Source organism: Streptomyces ureilyticus, from assembly GCF_011045025.1.
Lineage (GTDB): Bacteria > Actinomycetota > Actinomycetes > Streptomycetales > Streptomycetaceae > Streptomyces > Streptomyces ureilyticus.
In genome coordinates, this window is the sequence record NZ_JAAKZX010000207.1 from 1 (window position 1) to 16,719 (window position 16,719).

The 16,719-nt window shown below is 68.1% G+C and carries 15 protein-coding genes and 4 pseudogenes; 10 read left to right on the forward strand and 9 right to left on the reverse strand.

Features of this window, described 5'->3' with window-relative positions; genetic code table 11:
- On the forward strand, positions 1-239 hold a 239-nt coding region (locus tag G6048_RS39055), incomplete at its 5' end, for a hypothetical protein (protein ID WP_206342681.1).
- A 125-nt stretch (positions 240-364) separates the two neighbouring features.
- On the opposite strand, the pseudogene G6048_RS39060 reads toward G6048_RS39055, so the two are convergent.
- Positions 365-1,123, reverse strand: a pseudogene (locus G6048_RS39060) (transposase); the annotation flags it as partial.
- 20 nt (positions 1,124-1,143) lie between these two features.
- Positions 1,144-1,407 (reverse strand): annotated as a pseudogene (locus tag G6048_RS39070) (transposase); the annotation flags it as partial.
- 495 nt (positions 1,408-1,902) lie between these two features.
- On the opposite strand from G6048_RS39070, the gene G6048_RS39075 reads away from it, so the two are divergent.
- The 7 genes and pseudogenes from G6048_RS39075 (at position 1,903) to G6048_RS39105 (ending at position 10,195) form a co-directional block, all read left to right on the forward strand.
- A complete protein-coding gene (locus G6048_RS39075) occupies positions 1,903-2,403 on the forward strand; it encodes a hypothetical protein (protein ID WP_235990919.1) in 501 nt (166 codons plus the stop codon).
- Positions 2,404-3,025: 622 nt separating this feature from the next.
- Positions 3,026-3,211: a hypothetical protein gene (locus G6048_RS50395; RefSeq protein ID WP_235990920.1), complete on the forward strand. Its 186-nt coding sequence runs from the start codon at positions 3,026-3,028 to the stop codon at positions 3,209-3,211.
- A gap of 330 nt (positions 3,212-3,541) precedes the next feature.
- Positions 3,542-5,218: a RecQ family ATP-dependent DNA helicase gene (locus G6048_RS39085; protein WP_165344345.1), complete on the forward strand. Its 1,677-nt coding sequence runs from the start codon at positions 3,542-3,544 to the stop codon at positions 5,216-5,218.
- Between the two features lie 438 nt (positions 5,219-5,656).
- A complete protein-coding gene (locus G6048_RS39090) occupies positions 5,657-7,429 on the forward strand; it encodes a hypothetical protein (protein WP_165344346.1) in 1,773 nt (590 codons plus the stop codon).
- Positions 7,405-8,370: a helicase-related protein gene (locus tag G6048_RS39095; protein WP_165344347.1), complete on the forward strand. Its 966-nt coding sequence runs from the start codon at positions 7,405-7,407 to the stop codon at positions 8,368-8,370. Before G6048_RS39090 ends, G6048_RS39095 begins: the two co-directional genes overlap by 25 nt.
- Before the next feature lie 177 nt (positions 8,371-8,547).
- Positions 8,548-9,297, forward strand: a complete 750-nt coding sequence (locus G6048_RS39100; protein WP_165344348.1) for a transposase family protein — start codon at positions 8,548-8,550, stop codon at positions 9,295-9,297.
- A gap of 92 nt (positions 9,298-9,389) precedes the next feature.
- Positions 9,390-10,195: pseudogene (locus G6048_RS39105) on the forward strand (transposase family protein).
- A gap of 453 nt (positions 10,196-10,648) precedes the next feature.
- Here G6048_RS39105 and G6048_RS39110 read toward each other — a convergent pair.
- A complete protein-coding gene (locus tag G6048_RS39110) occupies positions 10,649-11,059 on the reverse strand; it encodes a hypothetical protein (protein WP_165344350.1) in 411 nt (136 codons plus the stop codon).
- Between G6048_RS39110 and G6048_RS50400 the strand changes: the two genes are divergently transcribed.
- On the forward strand, positions 11,058-11,342 hold the full coding sequence (locus G6048_RS50400; RefSeq protein WP_235990921.1) for a hypothetical protein: 285 nt from the start codon (positions 11,058-11,060) through the stop codon (positions 11,340-11,342). The genes G6048_RS39110 and G6048_RS50400 overlap by 2 nt on opposite strands.
- A 270-nt stretch (positions 11,343-11,612) precedes the next feature.
- Here the strand turns inward: G6048_RS50400 and G6048_RS39120 are convergent, their stop codons facing one another.
- The 6 genes from G6048_RS39120 to G6048_RS39145 form a co-directional block, all read right to left on the reverse strand.
- Positions 11,613-12,551, reverse strand: a complete 939-nt coding sequence (locus G6048_RS39120) for a hypothetical protein (protein ID WP_165344351.1) — start codon at positions 12,549-12,551, stop codon at positions 11,613-11,615.
- A gap of 199 nt (positions 12,552-12,750) precedes the next feature.
- On the reverse strand, positions 12,751-12,882 hold the full coding sequence (locus tag G6048_RS51190) for a hypothetical protein (RefSeq protein WP_268979270.1): 132 nt from the start codon (positions 12,880-12,882) through the stop codon (positions 12,751-12,753).
- 342 nt (positions 12,883-13,224) lie between these two features.
- A complete protein-coding gene (locus tag G6048_RS39130) occupies positions 13,225-13,638 on the reverse strand; it encodes a lasso peptide biosynthesis B2 protein (protein ID WP_165344352.1) in 414 nt (137 codons plus the stop codon).
- 76 nt (positions 13,639-13,714) lie between these two features.
- A complete protein-coding gene (locus tag G6048_RS39135) occupies positions 13,715-13,972 on the reverse strand; it encodes a lasso peptide biosynthesis PqqD family chaperone (RefSeq protein ID WP_165344353.1) in 258 nt (85 codons plus the stop codon).
- Entirely contained in the window at positions 13,963-15,813 is a 1,851-nt protein-coding gene (locus tag G6048_RS39140) for an asparagine synthase (RefSeq protein ID WP_165344354.1), read from the reverse strand. Before G6048_RS39140 ends, G6048_RS39135 begins: the two co-directional genes overlap by 10 nt.
- A 179-nt stretch (positions 15,814-15,992) precedes the next feature.
- On the reverse strand, positions 15,993-16,118 hold the full coding sequence (locus tag G6048_RS39145) for a lasso RiPP family leader peptide-containing protein (protein WP_165344355.1): 126 nt from the start codon (positions 16,116-16,118) through the stop codon (positions 15,993-15,995).
- Between the two features lie 521 nt (positions 16,119-16,639).
- Here G6048_RS39145 and G6048_RS39155 point away from each other — a divergent pair.
- Positions 16,640-16,719 (forward strand): annotated as a pseudogene (locus G6048_RS39155) (IS5/IS1182 family transposase); the annotation flags it as partial.

Consider the following 16,719-nt stretch of genomic DNA (forward strand, 5'->3'; position numbering starts at 1 on the left):
GGAGGGCGGGACCCCGGTTCGCCGTGACGGATGATCTCGACAGCGAACTCATCCCGCAGCGCGAAGGGGTGTACGTGTCCTCCTACGACCCCGACCCACTGACCAAGCGTGCTTTCATCTCGAGCCCCAACACCGACCTGCTGACCCAGTTGAAGCGGCACCTGGGCGAAGCCGTCGTGCGCTACGAGCGCCAGGAGCCGATAAGAGCTCCTAACCTCGCCGTTTCGGTTGGGCGATGAGGTGTCGTTGAGGTGTAGCTGTCGGGTGGCCGACGGGATTTCGGTGTTCGGACACGGTGGAGACCCGGCGCGGTGGTCGGGTTCTCCGGGTCCTTCGGGTCGTGGGCGGTCGGGGTGGTTGCCGGTCAGCCGGCGGGTCGGGGCAGTGCGGCGAGGCGGTGGAAGGCTGTGGCCAGTTCGTTTCTCCAGGGCCAGGTCGCCGATATCCGCAAGCGCAGGCGTCGGCCGCCGCGGGTGAGGCGGGCGACGACGTGCAGCAGCCGGTAGCGGAGCTTCTTCGGCTCGGCAGTGGCCAGTTCCCCGTCCAGCAGCAGGACGCGCGTCCAAGCCAGCAGGTCGATCGCCGCGAGGCTGAGTTCGAGCCAGACGGCGTTGACGTTGAAGTCGCGGGAGGGGAAGCGGCCGAAGCCGGTGGTCTTGCCGCACCGGATATGGTCCTCGACGGTGGCATGCCCACGGTGGCGGACCTCCAGGAACTGGGCGGATCCGCCCCCGGAGTATGGGGTGTCGGTGAGGAACACCTGATGGCGCAGGCCCTCGTCCTGGTCGAACAGGGACAGCTGGGCTCCGGGGTGGGGCCGCTCCCGGCGCACGATGATGCGGGTGCCGATGGGGTAGCCGTCCAGATCGACCATGCCGGTCAGCTCGGCCGCCTCGGCGCCATCACGCAGCGTCCCGTCCTGGTCCAGGGCGGGATGCCAGGGGCGGTCGGGCACGGCCCGGACAGCTCGGCGGACCGGCTCGGTGATGGCGTACCCGACCGAGAAGAAGGTACGAATTCCTCGTTTCCGCAGGTCGCGGACGTGGGCGAGGAAGGCTTTCGCGGATCCGGCGCTGTCGGCGCGGATGAGGATGTCGGTGCCGTGCCGGTGCCGCTGTGGCAGGCCGGGGCGCTGGCGCGCTGGATGACCTGGTCGGTCCCGTCGTCCCGCCAGGCGGCGAAGTAGTAGTAGGTCGCGCTCTTCTGCGGCAGGTCGTGCGGGAGATAGGCTCACTGGCAGCCGGTCCGCCCCTGGTAGAGGATCGCGTGCACGATCTCCCGCATGTCGTAGGCGCCCTGGTGGCCGCTGACCGAGCGGTGCCGGTCCTTCCACGCGGTGATCACCGGCTCGATCAACGACCACTGCTCGTCCGATAAGTCGCTCGGGTACGGCTTGCGTTCACTCACCCGATCACATCACCAGATCAACAACCGCGGACCGGCAGATTCCGCCCAGCCGCCACACCATCAGGCGACAGCAGATCCCCTCAAAGACTCACGAACCGCCCACTAAGGCCACACGTCACCGACTTCGTCACCGCGGGCACGCCCCCTGATCGGTCACTTGTCCCGCGTCCGGGGCCACGAGTTGGGCCGGGCGGGGAGTGCTGGGGTTGGGCCGGGCGCACTTTGGGTGCCCCGGCCCGCACCGCCACCGGGCAACCGGCGTGGCTGCGGCTCGTGTCCTCACCGGAGGACAAGGCCGCGGGGAAGCGATGCCGGGTTCGATGATCCAGTTCGGTGTCCGCGGCCGGGTGCACCGGCCCCGTTCCAGCTCGGTCTGCCGCTGCTGCAGGGCTGCGATCTTCGCGTCGATGCCCCTTGGGTAAGCCCGGCGACGCCTGGGCAAGCCACCCTCAGCCGGTGGCTTGCCCACCCCGGCCCTGGACAGAGAGGCGCGTGATGCGATCCTTCGACGCCGGCGAGACGGTCGTAAGGCGGGACGTGCACCGCAGCGGCAGCGTGTGGAGCGAGCAGGCGCTGCGCGTCATCGCCGACACCAGCGAGGCCTTGGTGACCGCCTACGCGCCCGGTGCCGAAGCCCGCTGGCCCGCCCTGTACGCCAAGGCCCGCGCGGACGGCGACCGGTCGGTGCGCACCGAAGCGTTCGACGCGATGGCCACGGGGGAGTGGAAGCTCGCGCCCGGCGTGTGGCAGGAGACCGAGCTGCTGCTGTGGAAGCCGCCGACGGCGTGGTTCAGCATCAACGCGTTCTACACGAGCGGCGGGCTGCGGAACTGGTACGTGAACTTCGAGCCCCCAACCCGCCCGCACGCCCGACGGGTTCGACACCTTCGACCTCGCCGTGGACCTGGTCGTCGACCCCGAGCTGAGCCGCCTTACATGGAAGGACGAAGACGAGTACGCCCACGTGCGACGGCTTGGCATCGTCACCGACACTGAGCACCGGGCCGTGGACGACGCCCGCGCCTAGGTCCTCGGGATGCTCGAGGAACGCTCCGGCCCGTTCGCGAACGTCGCCGCGTGGACGTCGAGGCTCCCCGGCGGCCACTTCTGCCACCGAGCTCCTCGAGGACTGTACCGGGGACGCCGAGCCGTACGGCCAGGACGAGGAAGAGGTGCGCCGGCTCCTTGAGCGCCTGGCGCCCGTCACTGCGCCCGGGCACTGCCTGGTGGCCGGTCTTGTGGCAAGGCCCCAACACCGAAGACCCACACCCCAGTTCAGGAGGGCACCTCGCCCTGATCATCCAGCCCACCGGCGTGTTCCGTCTGTTGGCCTGGCTCCCTGTCAGCACCCCGCGCCACGCGCTGTGCTGCGGCACCGTCCGCCCAGTCGACCGCACTGTTCGACCGCTTCTTCCCTGACTCCTACGTGCAGCCGGGACGCGCGGGCATGCGCCGCTGGGCCGGAGGCTGTAGGCGAGGTGGACAGCAGCGTCGGGGCGAAGCCGCTAGCGGTGGCGGCGGACGCGTGGTCCGCGGCCGGGTGCGGGTTCATGGGCGGGATGGTCACCCACCCCGCCGCCCGGGGCGCGATCTTGCGCGGGCCGTGTGCGGCTTCGTCGTGGACGCCCTCGTCAACCAGCACGGCCGCGCCGCGCTCATGGTGCTCACCGGTAACGCGCCGGACATCGCCACGTATGAACGCCTCGGCATGGCCAAGTGCCTGTTCGGGGCGGCGCACATCGCGGCCCGATTAGGCCAGGGCTCCACCGTGGCAAGCCGGCACGGGCCTGCTCACGCGGAGTGATCACTGGCGGCCAGATAACTCCCCGCTAACTGGCCGCCCAGTGTGTGCCAGGACAGGCCGGGGTGCTCGAGGCGCAGCGCCTCCAGGCCCGCGGTGGCCAGCCCGCACCGTTGGTACTCATCGAGGGCCCACGGCGCAACACCGGTTCCTCCACATCGGGTGACGACCGTGCGTGGCCGTCTGAGGCGGACGCCACAGGAGACGGTCCGCCTCCTGCGTTACTGTCACCGGGCGGATCGCCTCGGCCGCAGCGGCCCGCCGCAGAGCCGTAGTAGACCGAAGAACGCGCGGTCGGGTCACCCCGGCGCGCTGGACTGCACAGGGAGTTCCATGCTGACCAGGCTGTTCGCCGCCCGCCGGCTACGCAGAGCGGCGCGAAGGGTCTTCGGGTGGGACCAACTGCGCCCCGGCCAGCTCACTGGGATGAAGGCGGTCATGGCCCGCCGGGATGCCATCGTGGTCATGCCGACCGGTTCGGGCAAGTCGGCCGTGTATCAGGTGCCGGGCACGCTGCTGCCCGGTCCGACGCTCGTGGTGTCTCCGTTGATCGCCCTCCAGCGGGACCAGGTCGCCGGGCTGCTGCGGAGAGGTGGCCAGACCGCGGTGGCGATCAACTCGTCGATGAGCCAGACGCAGAACGAGCGGGCTTGGGCGAGCGTGAGCGGCGGCGAAGCGCGGTTTCTGTTTCTGGCCCCGGAACAGCTGGCCAAGCAGGAGGTGCTGGAGCGGCTGAGCGCACTGAAGCCATCTCTGTTCGTCGTGGACGAGGCGCACTGCGTGTCGTCCTGGGGGCACGACTTCCGGCCCGACTACCTCAGGCTTCGGCAGGCCGCGGAGAGCGTCGGGCGCCCTCCGATCCTCGCGCTCACCGCCAGCGCCGCGGCACCGGTGCGCGCCGACATCGTCGAACAGCTGGGCATGCGCAAGGTCCGGGAGGTGGCGGCGGGCTACGACCGGCCCAACATCCGCCTGGAGGTGACCCACTTCCTCGATGACGCAGCCAAACGACGATCAGTGGTGGAACGGGCGGCCGCCGAGCCCAAGCCGGGCATCGTCTACGCCGCGACGCGCAAGGACGCCGAGACGTACGCCGCGGAGCTGAGCCAACTCGGCCTGGCCGCGGCCGCCTACCACGCAGGCACCCGGTCAGCCGAACGCGCCGCGGTGCACGACCGTTTCCTGGCCGGAGAGCTGGACATGGTGGTGGCCACCTCGGCGTTCGGCATGGGGATCGACAAACCCGACGTGCGGTTCGTACTGCACGCTTCGGTGCCCGGATCGCTCGACGCCTACTACCAGGAGATAGGCCGGGCGGGACGGGACGGTGCGGCGGCCCGGGCGATCCTGCATTACCGCAAAGAGGATCTCGGACTGCAGAAGTTCTTCTCCACCGGCCGCCCGGATCCTGACACGATCAAGAGGGTCGCCCTCACTGTGTGGGAGCACACGACAGCGGTGAAACCCACAGAGCTCCAGCAGAAGACCGGTCTGTCCGCCGGCAGACTGACCGCGGTGCTCAATCTGCTGGAGCAGGCCCAGGCCGTCACCGTGGAGCGCGGAAAGGTGTCCCGGGTGCCCGGTGCCGATCTGGGAGACGCAGTCGATCAGGCCGTGAGGCGTGGCGCCGCGCACGAGAGACTGGAACGCTCGCGGGTCGAGATGATGCGCGGCCTGGCCGAGACCACCGGCTGCCGACGGCGTTTCCTGCTCGGTTACTTCGGCGAGCAGTTGCACACCCGGTGCGACAACTGCGACAGGTGCCTGCAGCAAGCGGGTGCCCGGGCCGACGCCCTTCCAGACCTGCCGCGCCCACGCACCGCCTCGCCCGAAGGCCGCGACCACGCGTTCGCGCCCGGTGTCCGGGTCCGCCACCCCCAGTGGGGGGACGGCGAGGTCCTCAGCGAGGAGGACCACCGAATCACCGTACTGTTCGCCTCAGTCGGCTACCGCACCCTGTCGCTTCCGGTGATCCTGGAGAAGTCCCTGCTCACACCCATCCAGGAGTGACCGACGGCTGTGGGGCTCGAATTCCGTCGGTGCACATCCCGTCGCCTGCACATCAAGCCCGACATCTGGAGCAGAAGCTTTCTGCTTGACTGTGGCGGGCGGAGAGTCCCGTGAAGACCGGCAGCCTTTCAACGCGAGCCTGCGGAGGCGGGACGGTCAGGGACCGGGCTCGGCGGTGCGTTCGACAACAAGGTGGTAGGCCTGCATCGCGTTGACGTTGAATGCGTGTGTGCCGCCCCACAGGAAGAGCCGGAACGCCCGGTAGGGGGTTCGGTATCTTCGAGCTGCGGGCTCATCTCGTCGTTCGGCCACTGTCGGCCACGTTCGCCGACAGTCGCACGGTACAGGGCATGCACAACCGGCATGAGTGACGACGACAGGTGGGCGGCCTACTGTCGTGACAATCTCGTCCCCGGCTGCCGATGTGGCGCTATCCCTGTGGCGGGCCGCACTCGATACCGAGCTGACCCCCACGACGACGGCACGACCACGCTGCTCCTCACCGTCGTCAACACCAGCCCGCCGCCCGAACACCAGTACACCGACCCGACGGACGCCGTCGCCTACGGCCGTGACTACGTCGATACGGCGTTGTACGAGGTGCGTCTGTCGGCCGTACCGAGTGTGCCCATCATTCCGCACACGCTTGAGCAGATCGCTGACTCCTACCGCTACGACCGCCAGGTGCCCGGCTTCGGCCACAACAGCGCGCTGGTCGCCAACGATGCCGGAGACGGACTCACCAGGCTGACGACCGCGCATGTCGCCGTGGCCACCACCGACAGGGTGGAGCCGCGCACCGCCGCAGACGACGGCACGCCCGACAGCAGCTTCGCCACCATGGCCACCGACCCCCTGCCCGCCCTTCACGCACTTGCGGACGCCGCCGAGTCCTGGGTCCAAAAGCACTGGTCCGCCACGGCCCTTGACGCGCTCGCCCGCGAAGAGCAGTGGGACACGGCGACCAGGGAGAAAACCGACGATGACGCGGACGCCGCGCGCGAGGAGATCGACTGGATCCGTGCCGGGATCGCGGCACTGCGTGCCGACCCTCACCTCCTGCAAGCGTTCCGACTCGCGAACACCAGCATGGGGCAGGTGGCGGCAGCCAAGGGCTACAGCCAGTGGCGGCCGTTCCAGCTCGCCTGGATCGTCGGCTGCCTGCCTGGTGTTGCCGATCCTGCCGCGCACCGCAGCGAGGTCGGCATCCTGTGGTTCCCGACTGGTGGCGGCAAGACGGAGGCGTACCTCGGGCTCATGGGGGTTGTGCTGTTCTACGGCCGGCTGACCGGCACCACGGCTGGCGCCCAGGTGTGGGCCCGCTTTCCGTTGCGGCTGCTCAGCCTGCAGCAGACCGAGCGATTCGCCCAGGCGGTGTTCGCCGCCGAGATCGTCCGCCGCGCCACCCCGTCCACTGCACACGGCGACCCGTTCGCCGTCGGCTACTTCGTCGGCGGCGGCAACACCCCGAACGACCTCAAGGTTCCCCACCCCGGCGGCCGGTACTACAGCGGCCCCGACCCCCGCCGGGCGGAGACAGCGGAGGCGTGTCGCGTCCTGGAGACGTGCCCGGCTTGCCGCGGGCCGGACAAGGTCGAGGTCGCATGGAACGACACCGCTCAGCTCATGGAGCACCGCTGCACCAACCCACGCTGCCCGCTGGCCGGAACCCTGCCGGTCTGGTCGGTCGACAAGAACATCTACCGGACCGCACCGAGCGTGCTTGTCGGCACGGTCGACAAGCTCGGGCAGAACTCCGAGTTTCGCGTCCTGCTCGGCGGAGCCGCGGCCCGCTGCCCGCAGCACGGATACGGCGCAGACCCGAACTACTGCGCCATCTTCGGCTGCAGGGCCGTCCGCGCTCCGGTGTCGCCAGGCTTCGGCTCCGCGCGCCTGGAGATCGCTGACGAGATGCACCTGCTGGACGAGAGCCTCGGAGCACTCGACGGAAATTACGAGACTCTGTTCGAAGCCATCTCCGAAAGCCTGGGACACCCGCCCATGCAGGTCGTCGGAGCGACCGCCACCATCGAGGGCTACCGCGAGCAAGCAGATCACCTGTACCGGCGGGAGAATCCGCGCCGATTCCCGGTCGCCGGTCCCACCACCGAGGAGACGGCTGGGCGGCAGCACAGCACGGCCGGCCCCTGCGCCGCTACGTCGGCATCCTGCCGCGCCGCATCACCATGGTCACCGCAGCCCGCGAGATAACCCTCGTCCACGCCCGCTTCCGCGCGGACATCGCCACAAATCCCGTCGATGTTGCCGCTGAATGCGCACTGCCGCCCTCCGACGCGCCACGCGTCGCACAGGCCGCGACCCGATGGTACGAGGTGCACACCACCTACGGGCTGCGCATCGACGAACTCGACAACTACGTGCGTGACATCTCCGAGTACCCCGAACTGGTTGCCACCGAAGCGAACATCAGCCGGATCACCTCCGACGTGGGTTTCCTCAACATCCGTACAGACCTGGAGCGACTTGAAAACTCGCCCGCCGACCCAGAGGAGCGGATCCGGATCCTGGCCGCGACTCGCGCCATCAGCCACGGCGTTGACGTCAGCCGCCTCGGCATCATGACCGTGATGGGCATGCCCAACCAAGCGGCCGAGCTCATCCAGGCTTCCGCCCGGGTTGGCCGCAACGAGCCCGGCCTCGTGTTCTGCCTCATCAACCCGATGCGCGACCGGGATACCAGCGCCTTCCGCTGGTTTGCGAAATGGGCCTCCTACCTTGACCGCCTCGTCCATAAAGTGCCGGTCAACCGCGAAAGCCTCCCTGTGCTGCAGCGTGTCCTGCCCGGAGGCCTGATGGCGTGGCTCTACCAAAAGCACGAGCACGACTGGCTCGCTAGCGGCCGCGGACACAAGAAGCTACGCCAGTCCCACGCCGTCGTCGCTGCGCTCAACGCCGGAGCCATCGACGAATCGACACTGATCGACGAACTCCGAGATGGCTTCGGCATTGACCCTGCTGACCCCCGGTTCCGTAGGCACGCCCAAGAGATCGAGACGTTCGTCCACGAGACCGTCCGGCAGGCCCGGCTCAACGCTGACTCGAACCGCACCATGCCCGACCTACTCGACCCCCGGCCGCCGATGAGCCTGCGAGACGTCGGCATGTCCATCGAGCTGCGTGCCGAACTCTGACCGGTCCGGGAAGGACGCTCATGCCCAGCGACGTGATGACACGGCAGACCATCCCAGGCATTGAGCCTTTTCAGTACGGCCACTGATCGGGTGACGCCGGTGGTGTGCGCAACGCACGAGGCTCCGTGCCGTTGGGGGAGGTGTTCGAAGTCTCAACCCACAGGCACAGGAGCCGCGTTGGTTCCCCATCCTGCCGCACTCGACCTGCCCCACGCCCTGGTCGAGTGGGTCACCATGCTCATCGTCACCCGCGAGGATGACCGCCGCAGCAAACTCCCGCCGCACCAGCGTGCGCTCGTCGGCCTGGTGTACCTGCGCCGGCACGACACCCTCGCGGAGAGCGCCGTCGGCTTCGGTATCTCGGTGGGCACCGCCCACGCATACGCGGCAGCCGTCGTCGACCTGCTCGCCGACCGTGCCCCCGGCCTGCTAAGGGCCCTGCGGGAAGCCGACCCCGACTACGTCCCGCTGGACGGCACCCTGGCGGAGTGCGACCGGGTCGGCGACAGCCGGGCCGACTACTCCCACAAGCACCGCCAGCACGGAGTGAACGTGCAGGTGGTGACCGACCCGGGCGGGCGACTGCTGTGGCTCTCGCCCGCCGTGCCCGGCCGTGCCCACGACCTGACCGCGGCCCGCACCCACCGGATCATCCGGGTCTGCGAACGGCAGGGCGTCCCCGTCCTCGCCGACCGCGCCTACATGGGAGCCGGCCCGTGGGTGACGACGCCCTTCAGACGCCCGCCGGGCCGCGACCTCACGCCAACACAGCAAACCGTCAACCGGGCGCTGTCCGCAGCCCGGGCACCGGTCGAGCGCGGCGTCGCACGGCTCAAGTCGTGGCGGATCTTCCGCAGGTCTAGGTGCAGCCCGAATCGAATGCCGTCAATCGCCGCCGCCGTCCTCACCCTGGAGCGGCAACGCTGAAAAGGCTCACTGAACCTCTTTCATCCTGTGCCGCAGGTGTGAAATGGCCTGGTCAGCGGGATGGTGACATGACGAAGCCCCTCGTCGTTGGTGTGGTGATTCCACTCAACACGCCATCGGCCGGGGGGCTTCGTTGGTTCCGTATCCTTCCATGCTCGACGTCCCGTATGAGCTCGTTGAGCACGTCTCGTGGCTCATCTACGCCCGAAGGCGTGAACTGAACTCGCCATGGCGGAAGTTGGGCTGCTTCAAGCAGGCCCTGCTGGTCCTCGCACATCTGCGGAAGAACGAGACATTGGCGCAGGTGGGGGCAGGCTTCGGCGTCTCCGAGGCGACGGCGTGGCGGTACGTGGACGAGACGATCGAGGTCCTGGCCTCGTGGGCACCGGGGCTGCACGAGCCCCTTACCGGGCCGGGTGAGGGTGACTTCGTCATCGTCGACGGCACGGTGATCCCTACCGACAGAGTGGCCGCGGACGAGCCGTACTACTCGCAGAAACACAAGAAGCACGGCATGAACGTGCAGGTCATCGCGCGTCCGGACGGCACGCCGCTCTGGTTCTCCCGTGCGACACCAGGCCGCACCCACGATCTGACAGCAGCCCGCGCCCACGGCATCGTGCAGGCATGTCTGACCCGGCAGATCCTCGTCCTGGCCGACCGTGCTTACCAAGGCGCCGGCGCCACCGTCCGCACCCCCTACTACGGCCACCGCGAACTCCCAGAGCACTACCAGCAGTACAACCTCGACCATGCACGTCTCCGCGCTCCAGGCGAACGCGCCTTCGCCCGCCTCAAATCCTGGCGACTGCTACGACAAGCCCGGTGTTCAACGAACCGCATCGGCAGAACGGTCACAGCCATCCACACCCTCCTCACCTGCGAATACACAGGATGAAAGAGGTTCACTGACGCGGCGGTCCGCCGCACTGCCGAGCTCCTAACTCTCTCGTGCCAGGGCTTGCCCTCTTCGCCGAGGTACCGTCCCTTCTCGTGGCCGCCTTTTGTCGCCGCCCCTCCGGGCAATGCATCCCGACAGCCCAGCGAGGCGCTCTAGTCGGTCTTATGCGAGGCCCTGATCGCGTCCTGGGAGGTGGAGGAACGGGCAGCCTCCTGACTACGAGGCCACTGCGTGGAGGGCCGTTTCGACTGGAAACGCCAATCCGGGGCGGCGGCCGCGGCGGGAGACGATCGTCTGAGCTGTTGTCCTGTCTCGCAGAAGTTCGAGCTCGAGGAGAATCACTACTCCGCGCAGCGGACTACCGAACCAACGAAACCCCCTCAACCCGCTCCGACCAGCTGATCGCTGATCGGCACCTTTCGCACAGCGGGGGAACCTCAGAGGCAGCTGTCAGCAGTGGATCCGGACGGTTTGGTAGCCGATGTTGTCCTTGATCTTGTGCCAGCCAGAGGGCAAGTGCACGGCCTGACTGACCTGGCCGGTGCAGCCGTTCGGGACGTATACGCCGTCTGCGTCCTTCATACCGTCCGAGCCGTCCACGGAGCGTTCGCCCGGGTAGAGCCGGACCTTGTTGCCGCATGCGGTGCCGCTGCCGCCGCAGTTCCAGTTGTCGGCAACGACCAGCCACTTGTCTGACTTGCTGCTGTTGTTGACGCGTCCGCACAGCTCCTGGCCAACGATGTACGTGCAGTTCCCGGCAGCAGCCGGTCCCGCTGCTGCCATGTTGAGGCCGATTCCGGACAGTAGGACAACTCCGGTTGTCAGAGCCGCCCGGGTACGCGACATACGGATCCTCTTCATGGTCCTGCCTCTCCATGGTCCTGCGGTACGGCCTCAGCATGAAGGACGGCGCGAGGCAGAGGTACCTATAGATGTTCAGGGTGTCGCCTGCCGGTCCTCGGAGGTCGTCCACCTGACACTGCGCCACCTGCGTCTGAGCCCCGCGAAGGCAAGAGAACTCGGCGAGGCCCTCGCCCAACTGGTCGACGAGGCCGAGGAGAATGCAGAGGATCAGCCCGTGCACGGTGTGTTGGTGGCGCTCTATCAGCAGGCCCTGCCGACCAGCACCACCAGTTCCGTCTAGCCGTGCAGCGGTGGCTCCTCGCGCCAGTCCGTCCGCAGCGGGACCACCACGCGGATCGGGTTCCGCCATTACCGAGACAGCACCAGATGCGGAAGGAGCGTCTTTAAGGAGATCCGCATGCGGTGATCCCGACTGCATCCGACGGGTGCCAGAGGTGGCAGCGGCTCACCCCTCGTGGCGGCACGTCAGCGACGGCGGCTTCGACGTCCGCCGATACACGGTGGAGCCGCTGTCGATCTTGATCCGGAGGGCATCTGCGGCCTGTGATCCTCAGCCGCTGTTTCCGTAAAGACAGTCGGCGCAGATCGGGAAGCCGTCTTCGGGCGGCTGGAACAGCAAGGTGCAGCGCATGCAGGTCATCAGCCCTTTGAAGACGGTTGAGCAGCCGAAGCAGTACTGGACTTGTTCCTCTGGTGCGCTGGCCAGGTAGGCCTCGCCGATCAGCGCGTCGGCGCCGCACTCGGGGCAGTGCTCGGCGGCGGGCTCGCCCTTGCGATATTCACGCAGGGAGTGCCCCAGCACTCCCGTGGCGTATTCGAGAGGGAACAGCTCCGCATCCCAGTTCTTGTCGCAGAACAGGCAGGTGACCTCTCCGCCTTCTGCGAGCAGTGCCCACTGGCTGCAGTCCGGGCAGCGCATGGTGTACCACTCACGGCCGGCCAGCTCGCGCGCAACCCTATCCATGATGATCTTGACGTACCCCCGGATCCGCGGCAGGGCCACCCGGACGTTGCGCATCTCCTCGTCCAGGTGCTGGGCCTCGGAGCCCGACAGGCCCGGCCGCAGATAGTCGTCGACGAACGCGATGAGGAAGTCCAGCACGTGCGTGGCGCGTGCTTCCACGGCCTGGGCGCCCGTGGTGATGCCGAAGTGCTGGAGCTGGTTGCGCAACTTCCCGAGGTGGGTGATGTTCCCCTTGTCCTCCGGCTCGATCTCTATCCCCGCCGCCCGCAGCCGCTTGATGACCTCGTCGAGCGAGCAGCTCTTGAAGTCGCCGTTCCGGTACGCGGCATGGTCCGCCTCGTCCTCCTTGGCGAAGATCTTGCGCCAGTCAAGGGCAACCAATCGGGCCTTGAGGAGCGTCTCGGCGGCCGCCTGGAGGTGCAGGACGGCGTACTTGAGGTCCCGGGGGCCCGGCTCGTCCTGATCGAGGTGGCTCACCACACTGCGCAGGTAGTCCAGGCCGTTGTGCACCGGTGGGTAGTCCAAGTGGGCTGGTGGTGACTCCGGGGGAGGTGACGGCTTGGGGATCTTCAATGGGATCGGCTTTTCCCATGGCGGCGTATCGTCCGACGCCCAGGGGTCTTCGTCAGGCCCGGTCACCTTTGCCCCCTCTGATGCGCGACATCGCCGGCCCGCGCGGGAACCTTCATTGTGCTGCTAGGTCAGCGCGAAGGAGCTTGTCTGGCTACTCCTCGTCGTCGCGGTCTGCCTCTTCCTTGGCTTTGTCTGGGTCTTGGAGGTCGAGGTGTACACGAAGCCCGGACAGGAGCGAGCTGAAGCCGTCCGGATCGCTGGAGTGCTGTTCGCCTTCGGTCACACCGTCATGACCAGCTGATGGCAGGTCAGCACCGGATTGGATCCGGCGGCGGGGGCAATGGCACCCCCTGCCGCGGGGATCGAAGGCACTCTGGCCGGCTGGGTGTTGGTGTCAGTTCCGGGGGAGGGTCAGACAGCCGAAAGCCCACCTGCAACACGTACTCACGGCGATCGCCGTGAACATCGAGCGCCTCAGCGGCCGGCCACCGACCGAGGAAACCCCCTCACCGAGACCGCCGACCGCCTTCCAGACCTTTCTGGACCAGCCCGGCATCCCTCGGTCGAAGTCTTGGCGAACCCTCGGCAGTTGACCTCGTCCCCAAGATCCCCGACAGAGTCAAGCTCAGGCCACCCGTACCCGCAACATCGGCCGGTAGTAACCGGCGGGCCATGGCTCGCCGACGGGTGTTTCGCCGACTTCGACCCAGGCGTGTGCCCGGAACGGCTCGGTGCGTACGCCCGTGCACCAGGTGGGCTGCGTTCCGGTCATCCGGCACAGCAGGACGGTGGCCAGGGACCGCGGCAGGCAGCCCTCACCCGCGCACAGGGCGCTGACGGCGACCACCGTGTCACGGGCACGCTGCGCATCCTCGGCGCTGCACGGGCGGGCGCCGCGCGCCAGCAGCGCGAGGATCCTGCAGATGCGTCGCGGAGAGGTCCGTGCCAGCAGCCGTGCGGCGATAACGGCCGTGTGCCCCGCGACCCTGCGGCGAAGCGGAGGCTTCTTACGCTCCGGCATCGCCAGGGGCATGCTCATGTCCTGTGTCCTTTCTCGTCTGGTGACCGTCTGGGGGATCGTGTGGCGTGGCGTCTGCGGCAGGTGCGCGACTCCCTCACAGGGCAGCCAAGCCCGCTTCCCGCAAGGCGCGCATCAGCGCGTTGATGTCGGCGGCCACCCGGTCGGACTCGACCGAGTACCGCTTGGCGACACGTATGGCTGTCTCCTCGGGGCCGGTGCCGTCCAGCAGTTCCTGGGCGATGGCGGCACCAGTGCCGTTGAGCTGGAAGTAGCGGCCGGTGCGCTCGTCGAGCAGCACCATGCCGTCGTCGGTGGGGACGGCGGACACATCGGGGCGCAAGGTCAGGGACATGTGGCCTTCCTGGTCCGGTTGAGGTCGGTGGGTGCGAGGGCCGGGGCGCTGCGCTGCACCTGACGCAGCCAGGTTTCGATGCCGAGAGTGGATTCGATGTGCCCGAACATCGTCGAGTCGGTGTGTGGCCCGATGATGGCGCTGCGCAGCCCGTCGGGGTCGACCAAGCCCATGCGGGCCAGCCGCATGTCCTCGGTCAGCTCCAGCAGGGTGGCCTTGTGACGCTTCAGCCCGGCGAACGCGTCGGCGCTGAACTCGCCCTTGGTGCGCCGCGTCAGGATCTCGCTCGGCACGACGTCGCGCATGGCGTCGGCGAGCAGCGGCTTGAAGCGGTACGGGTCGCACATCTCGGTACCGTCCACGCGCAGCACCGTCGACACGACCACGTCATCCAGGTAGGGGCTGGTCAACTCCACGCCCGCGCTCCGGTACAACTGGGCAAGTACGCGCATGCCCAGGCCGGAGGTGCGTACTGCCTGGTACTTGGTGTGCGGGCCGCGCCGCAGTGCCAAGGGGGCGGCGTGCGTTGCGCTGGCGCGGATCTCTGCGGCGGCCATGTCGTGCGCGTCCGGGGTCACCCATGGGGGCAGGCGGGAGGGGTTGATCCACCCCAGGTTTGGTGTGCTGAGCTTGATCAGGGGGGCGTCGAGGCTCTCGGTCGCGCGGGCCAGTGAGCTTGCGTAGCCCTTGCGGTCGCCCAGTTGCCGCAACGTGGCCAGAGCGGGCCAGCGCAGCATGGCGCGGTAGCCCTTCGCGCGCTGCCATGCGGCCAGGGGCCGCCGACCGAACAGGTCGTGCAGGTACATCGAGTTGCCTGCGAACAGTTCGTCGCCGCCCTGGCCGTTGAGGTGCACCCGTGAACCGGTCGCAGCGATCCTGCGGGCATGCTCCACCGTGGTGGCGCGCACGCGTGCCCACCGGAGTGGCTCGTCCAGGACGGGACCCAGGGTGTCGAGGTCGGCGAACCAGAGGGGGAGGTCGCTGGACCTGACGACCTGGTGCTCGGCGTGGGGGAGCGCATCGCGGGCGAGGGCGGCGTAGGCGCCGTCGTCATTGCCGTCGTCGGTGGAGTCCCACCGGTAGGTCACCAGACGGGAGTTGGTGCGCGACGCCAAGAAGCACAGACTGGTCGAGTCCCAGCCGCCGGACAGGTCGGCGCTGATGGTGGAGTGGTGGGCGGCGCGTGCAGCCACCGCATCGGCGAGCGCCTCGGCGATCCCGGCGACCCCGTCGGCAGGGGACCGGTCCGCCTCGACCGGGCGCCACCACTGCGATGTACGCATCGTGCCGTCGCGCTCCAGGACGGCCGCTGTACAAGCGGGAACGGGATGGGTGCCGCGCCACAGGCAGCGCGCCTCCAGATCCTCGGTGAGCGGCGGGTTGAGAAGCCGGAGTACGAGGGAGCGCTCGTCCACGCTCGCCCCGGGACTTGTGATGACGCCGCAATGGTCGGCAAGCACGGTCGCGCCGCCCACCTCGCGGTGGAAGAGCCGCCGCATCCCGGAAGCCGACCCGCGTGCCCATATCTGGCCATCGAGCGTCACCACGAGGTGGAAGCACCCGGGAAGGTCGTGGGTCCGTTCCTCGACGGTGGCGATGTCGGCGCCGCCGACGATGCGCGACAGGTCGGCGGTCGTGACCGTGGAATGCCCGAACAGCGCGATGCGCGCCGGACCAGCGTGTGCCATCGTCACCTCGTCGGCACCCCAGCGCCCCACGATCCACGGGCGGCCGGAGTGATGAGGGACCACATGGTCAGCCGTAGGCTCCAGCGAGTGCGCGGCCGCGGCGCCCGCCCTCGTGTCGGGCAGTACCGCGAACCATGGGTAGTTGTCAGGCACGGGGATCCTTCCTGGTGGCTGGGCGGGTGCCCGGGGCCCGGCTTGCGGCGAAAGGCTGGCCGGACCGTGTTCTGGCCAGGACAGAGAGCAAGCCGGATGAGTCGGATGAGACAGACCCGGTCCGGGTTCTCAAACGACTTGCTCACTGCTAGACGTCGCCCGATCAGAAGCGGTGACGATTACCAGCCGTAGGCGGAGGTAATGAAGTCAACGGAGAGATGGCGAATGCCGCCGAGGGTGAGGTCGGCAAAGTCACCGAGCTCAACCAGGGTGGGGGGCTCGTAGGTGGGCGCGTGCTCGGTCATGCGATCAACTTCCTTTCTGGAATGTGTAGGTGCTTTGTGTACGCCGAACGCTGGATGTGCGCCGACATCCGGTCAGGCAACCGAGAGTCCCGTTCCGGTGAGCGCCATGCTTGTCCAGAGCGCTCTGCGACACCTATGCCTTTCGGCGGAGCCCGAAACACAAAGGCTGGTATTGAGCCAGCACCACATGGAGCACGCAGACATCGGCAGCACAACGCTCTGAATCCGCGGCTTTAAGCGACAGCTGGGTCACCTTCAACGACGGGCAGTTCACCGGCGCGCACGTCACCTTCAACGAGGCAACCTCCTTCCTGTACACGAAGCGGTTCGCCGGTGCGATCGGCACGTTCAACAAGGCACGGTTCACTGGCGGGCAGGTCATGTTCAACGAGGCAAGGTTCGCTGGCGGGCAGGTAGTTTTCGGTCTCGCGCGGTTCGCTGATGACCGGGTCTCCTTCACCGACGTGCAGCTCACTAAGGGCTGTCCCGTAAGTGCTGGTCACGGGTGAGATGATCTTGTCGTGTCTGGTGTGATCACGGCGTCGGAGCCGTCCTGGATAGCCCCGTTCACCGGGCTGAGCCCTCGTCAGTTCGGCAAGCT

Excerpts from the sequence above, each read along its gene's own strand:
- G6048_RS39135 (WP_165344353.1), bottom strand. The coding sequence starts at position 13,972 with ATGTCCCTGACCTTGCGCCCCGATGTGTCCGCCGTCCCCACCGACGAC.
- G6048_RS39130 (WP_165344352.1), bottom strand. The coding sequence starts at position 13,638 with ATGAGCATGCCCCTGGCGATGCCGGAGCGTAAGAAGCCTCCGCTTCGC.
- G6048_RS39145 (WP_165344355.1), bottom strand. The coding sequence starts at position 16,118 with ATGACCGAGCACGCGCCCACCTACGAGCCCCCCACCCTGGTTGAGCTC.
- G6048_RS39075 (WP_235990919.1), top strand. The coding sequence starts at position 1,903 with ATGCGATCCTTCGACGCCGGCGAGACGGTCGTAAGGCGGGACGTGCAC.
- G6048_RS50400 (WP_235990921.1), top strand. The coding sequence starts at position 11,058 with ATGGTCCTGCCTCTCCATGGTCCTGCGGTACGGCCTCAGCATGAAGGA.
- G6048_RS39110 (WP_165344350.1), bottom strand. The coding sequence starts at position 11,059 with ATGAAGAGGATCCGTATGTCGCGTACCCGGGCGGCTCTGACAACCGGA.
- G6048_RS39085 (WP_165344345.1), top strand. The coding sequence starts at position 3,542 with ATGCTGACCAGGCTGTTCGCCGCCCGCCGGCTACGCAGAGCGGCGCGA.
- G6048_RS39095 (WP_165344347.1), top strand. The coding sequence starts at position 7,405 with ATGGTCACCGCAGCCCGCGAGATAACCCTCGTCCACGCCCGCTTCCGC.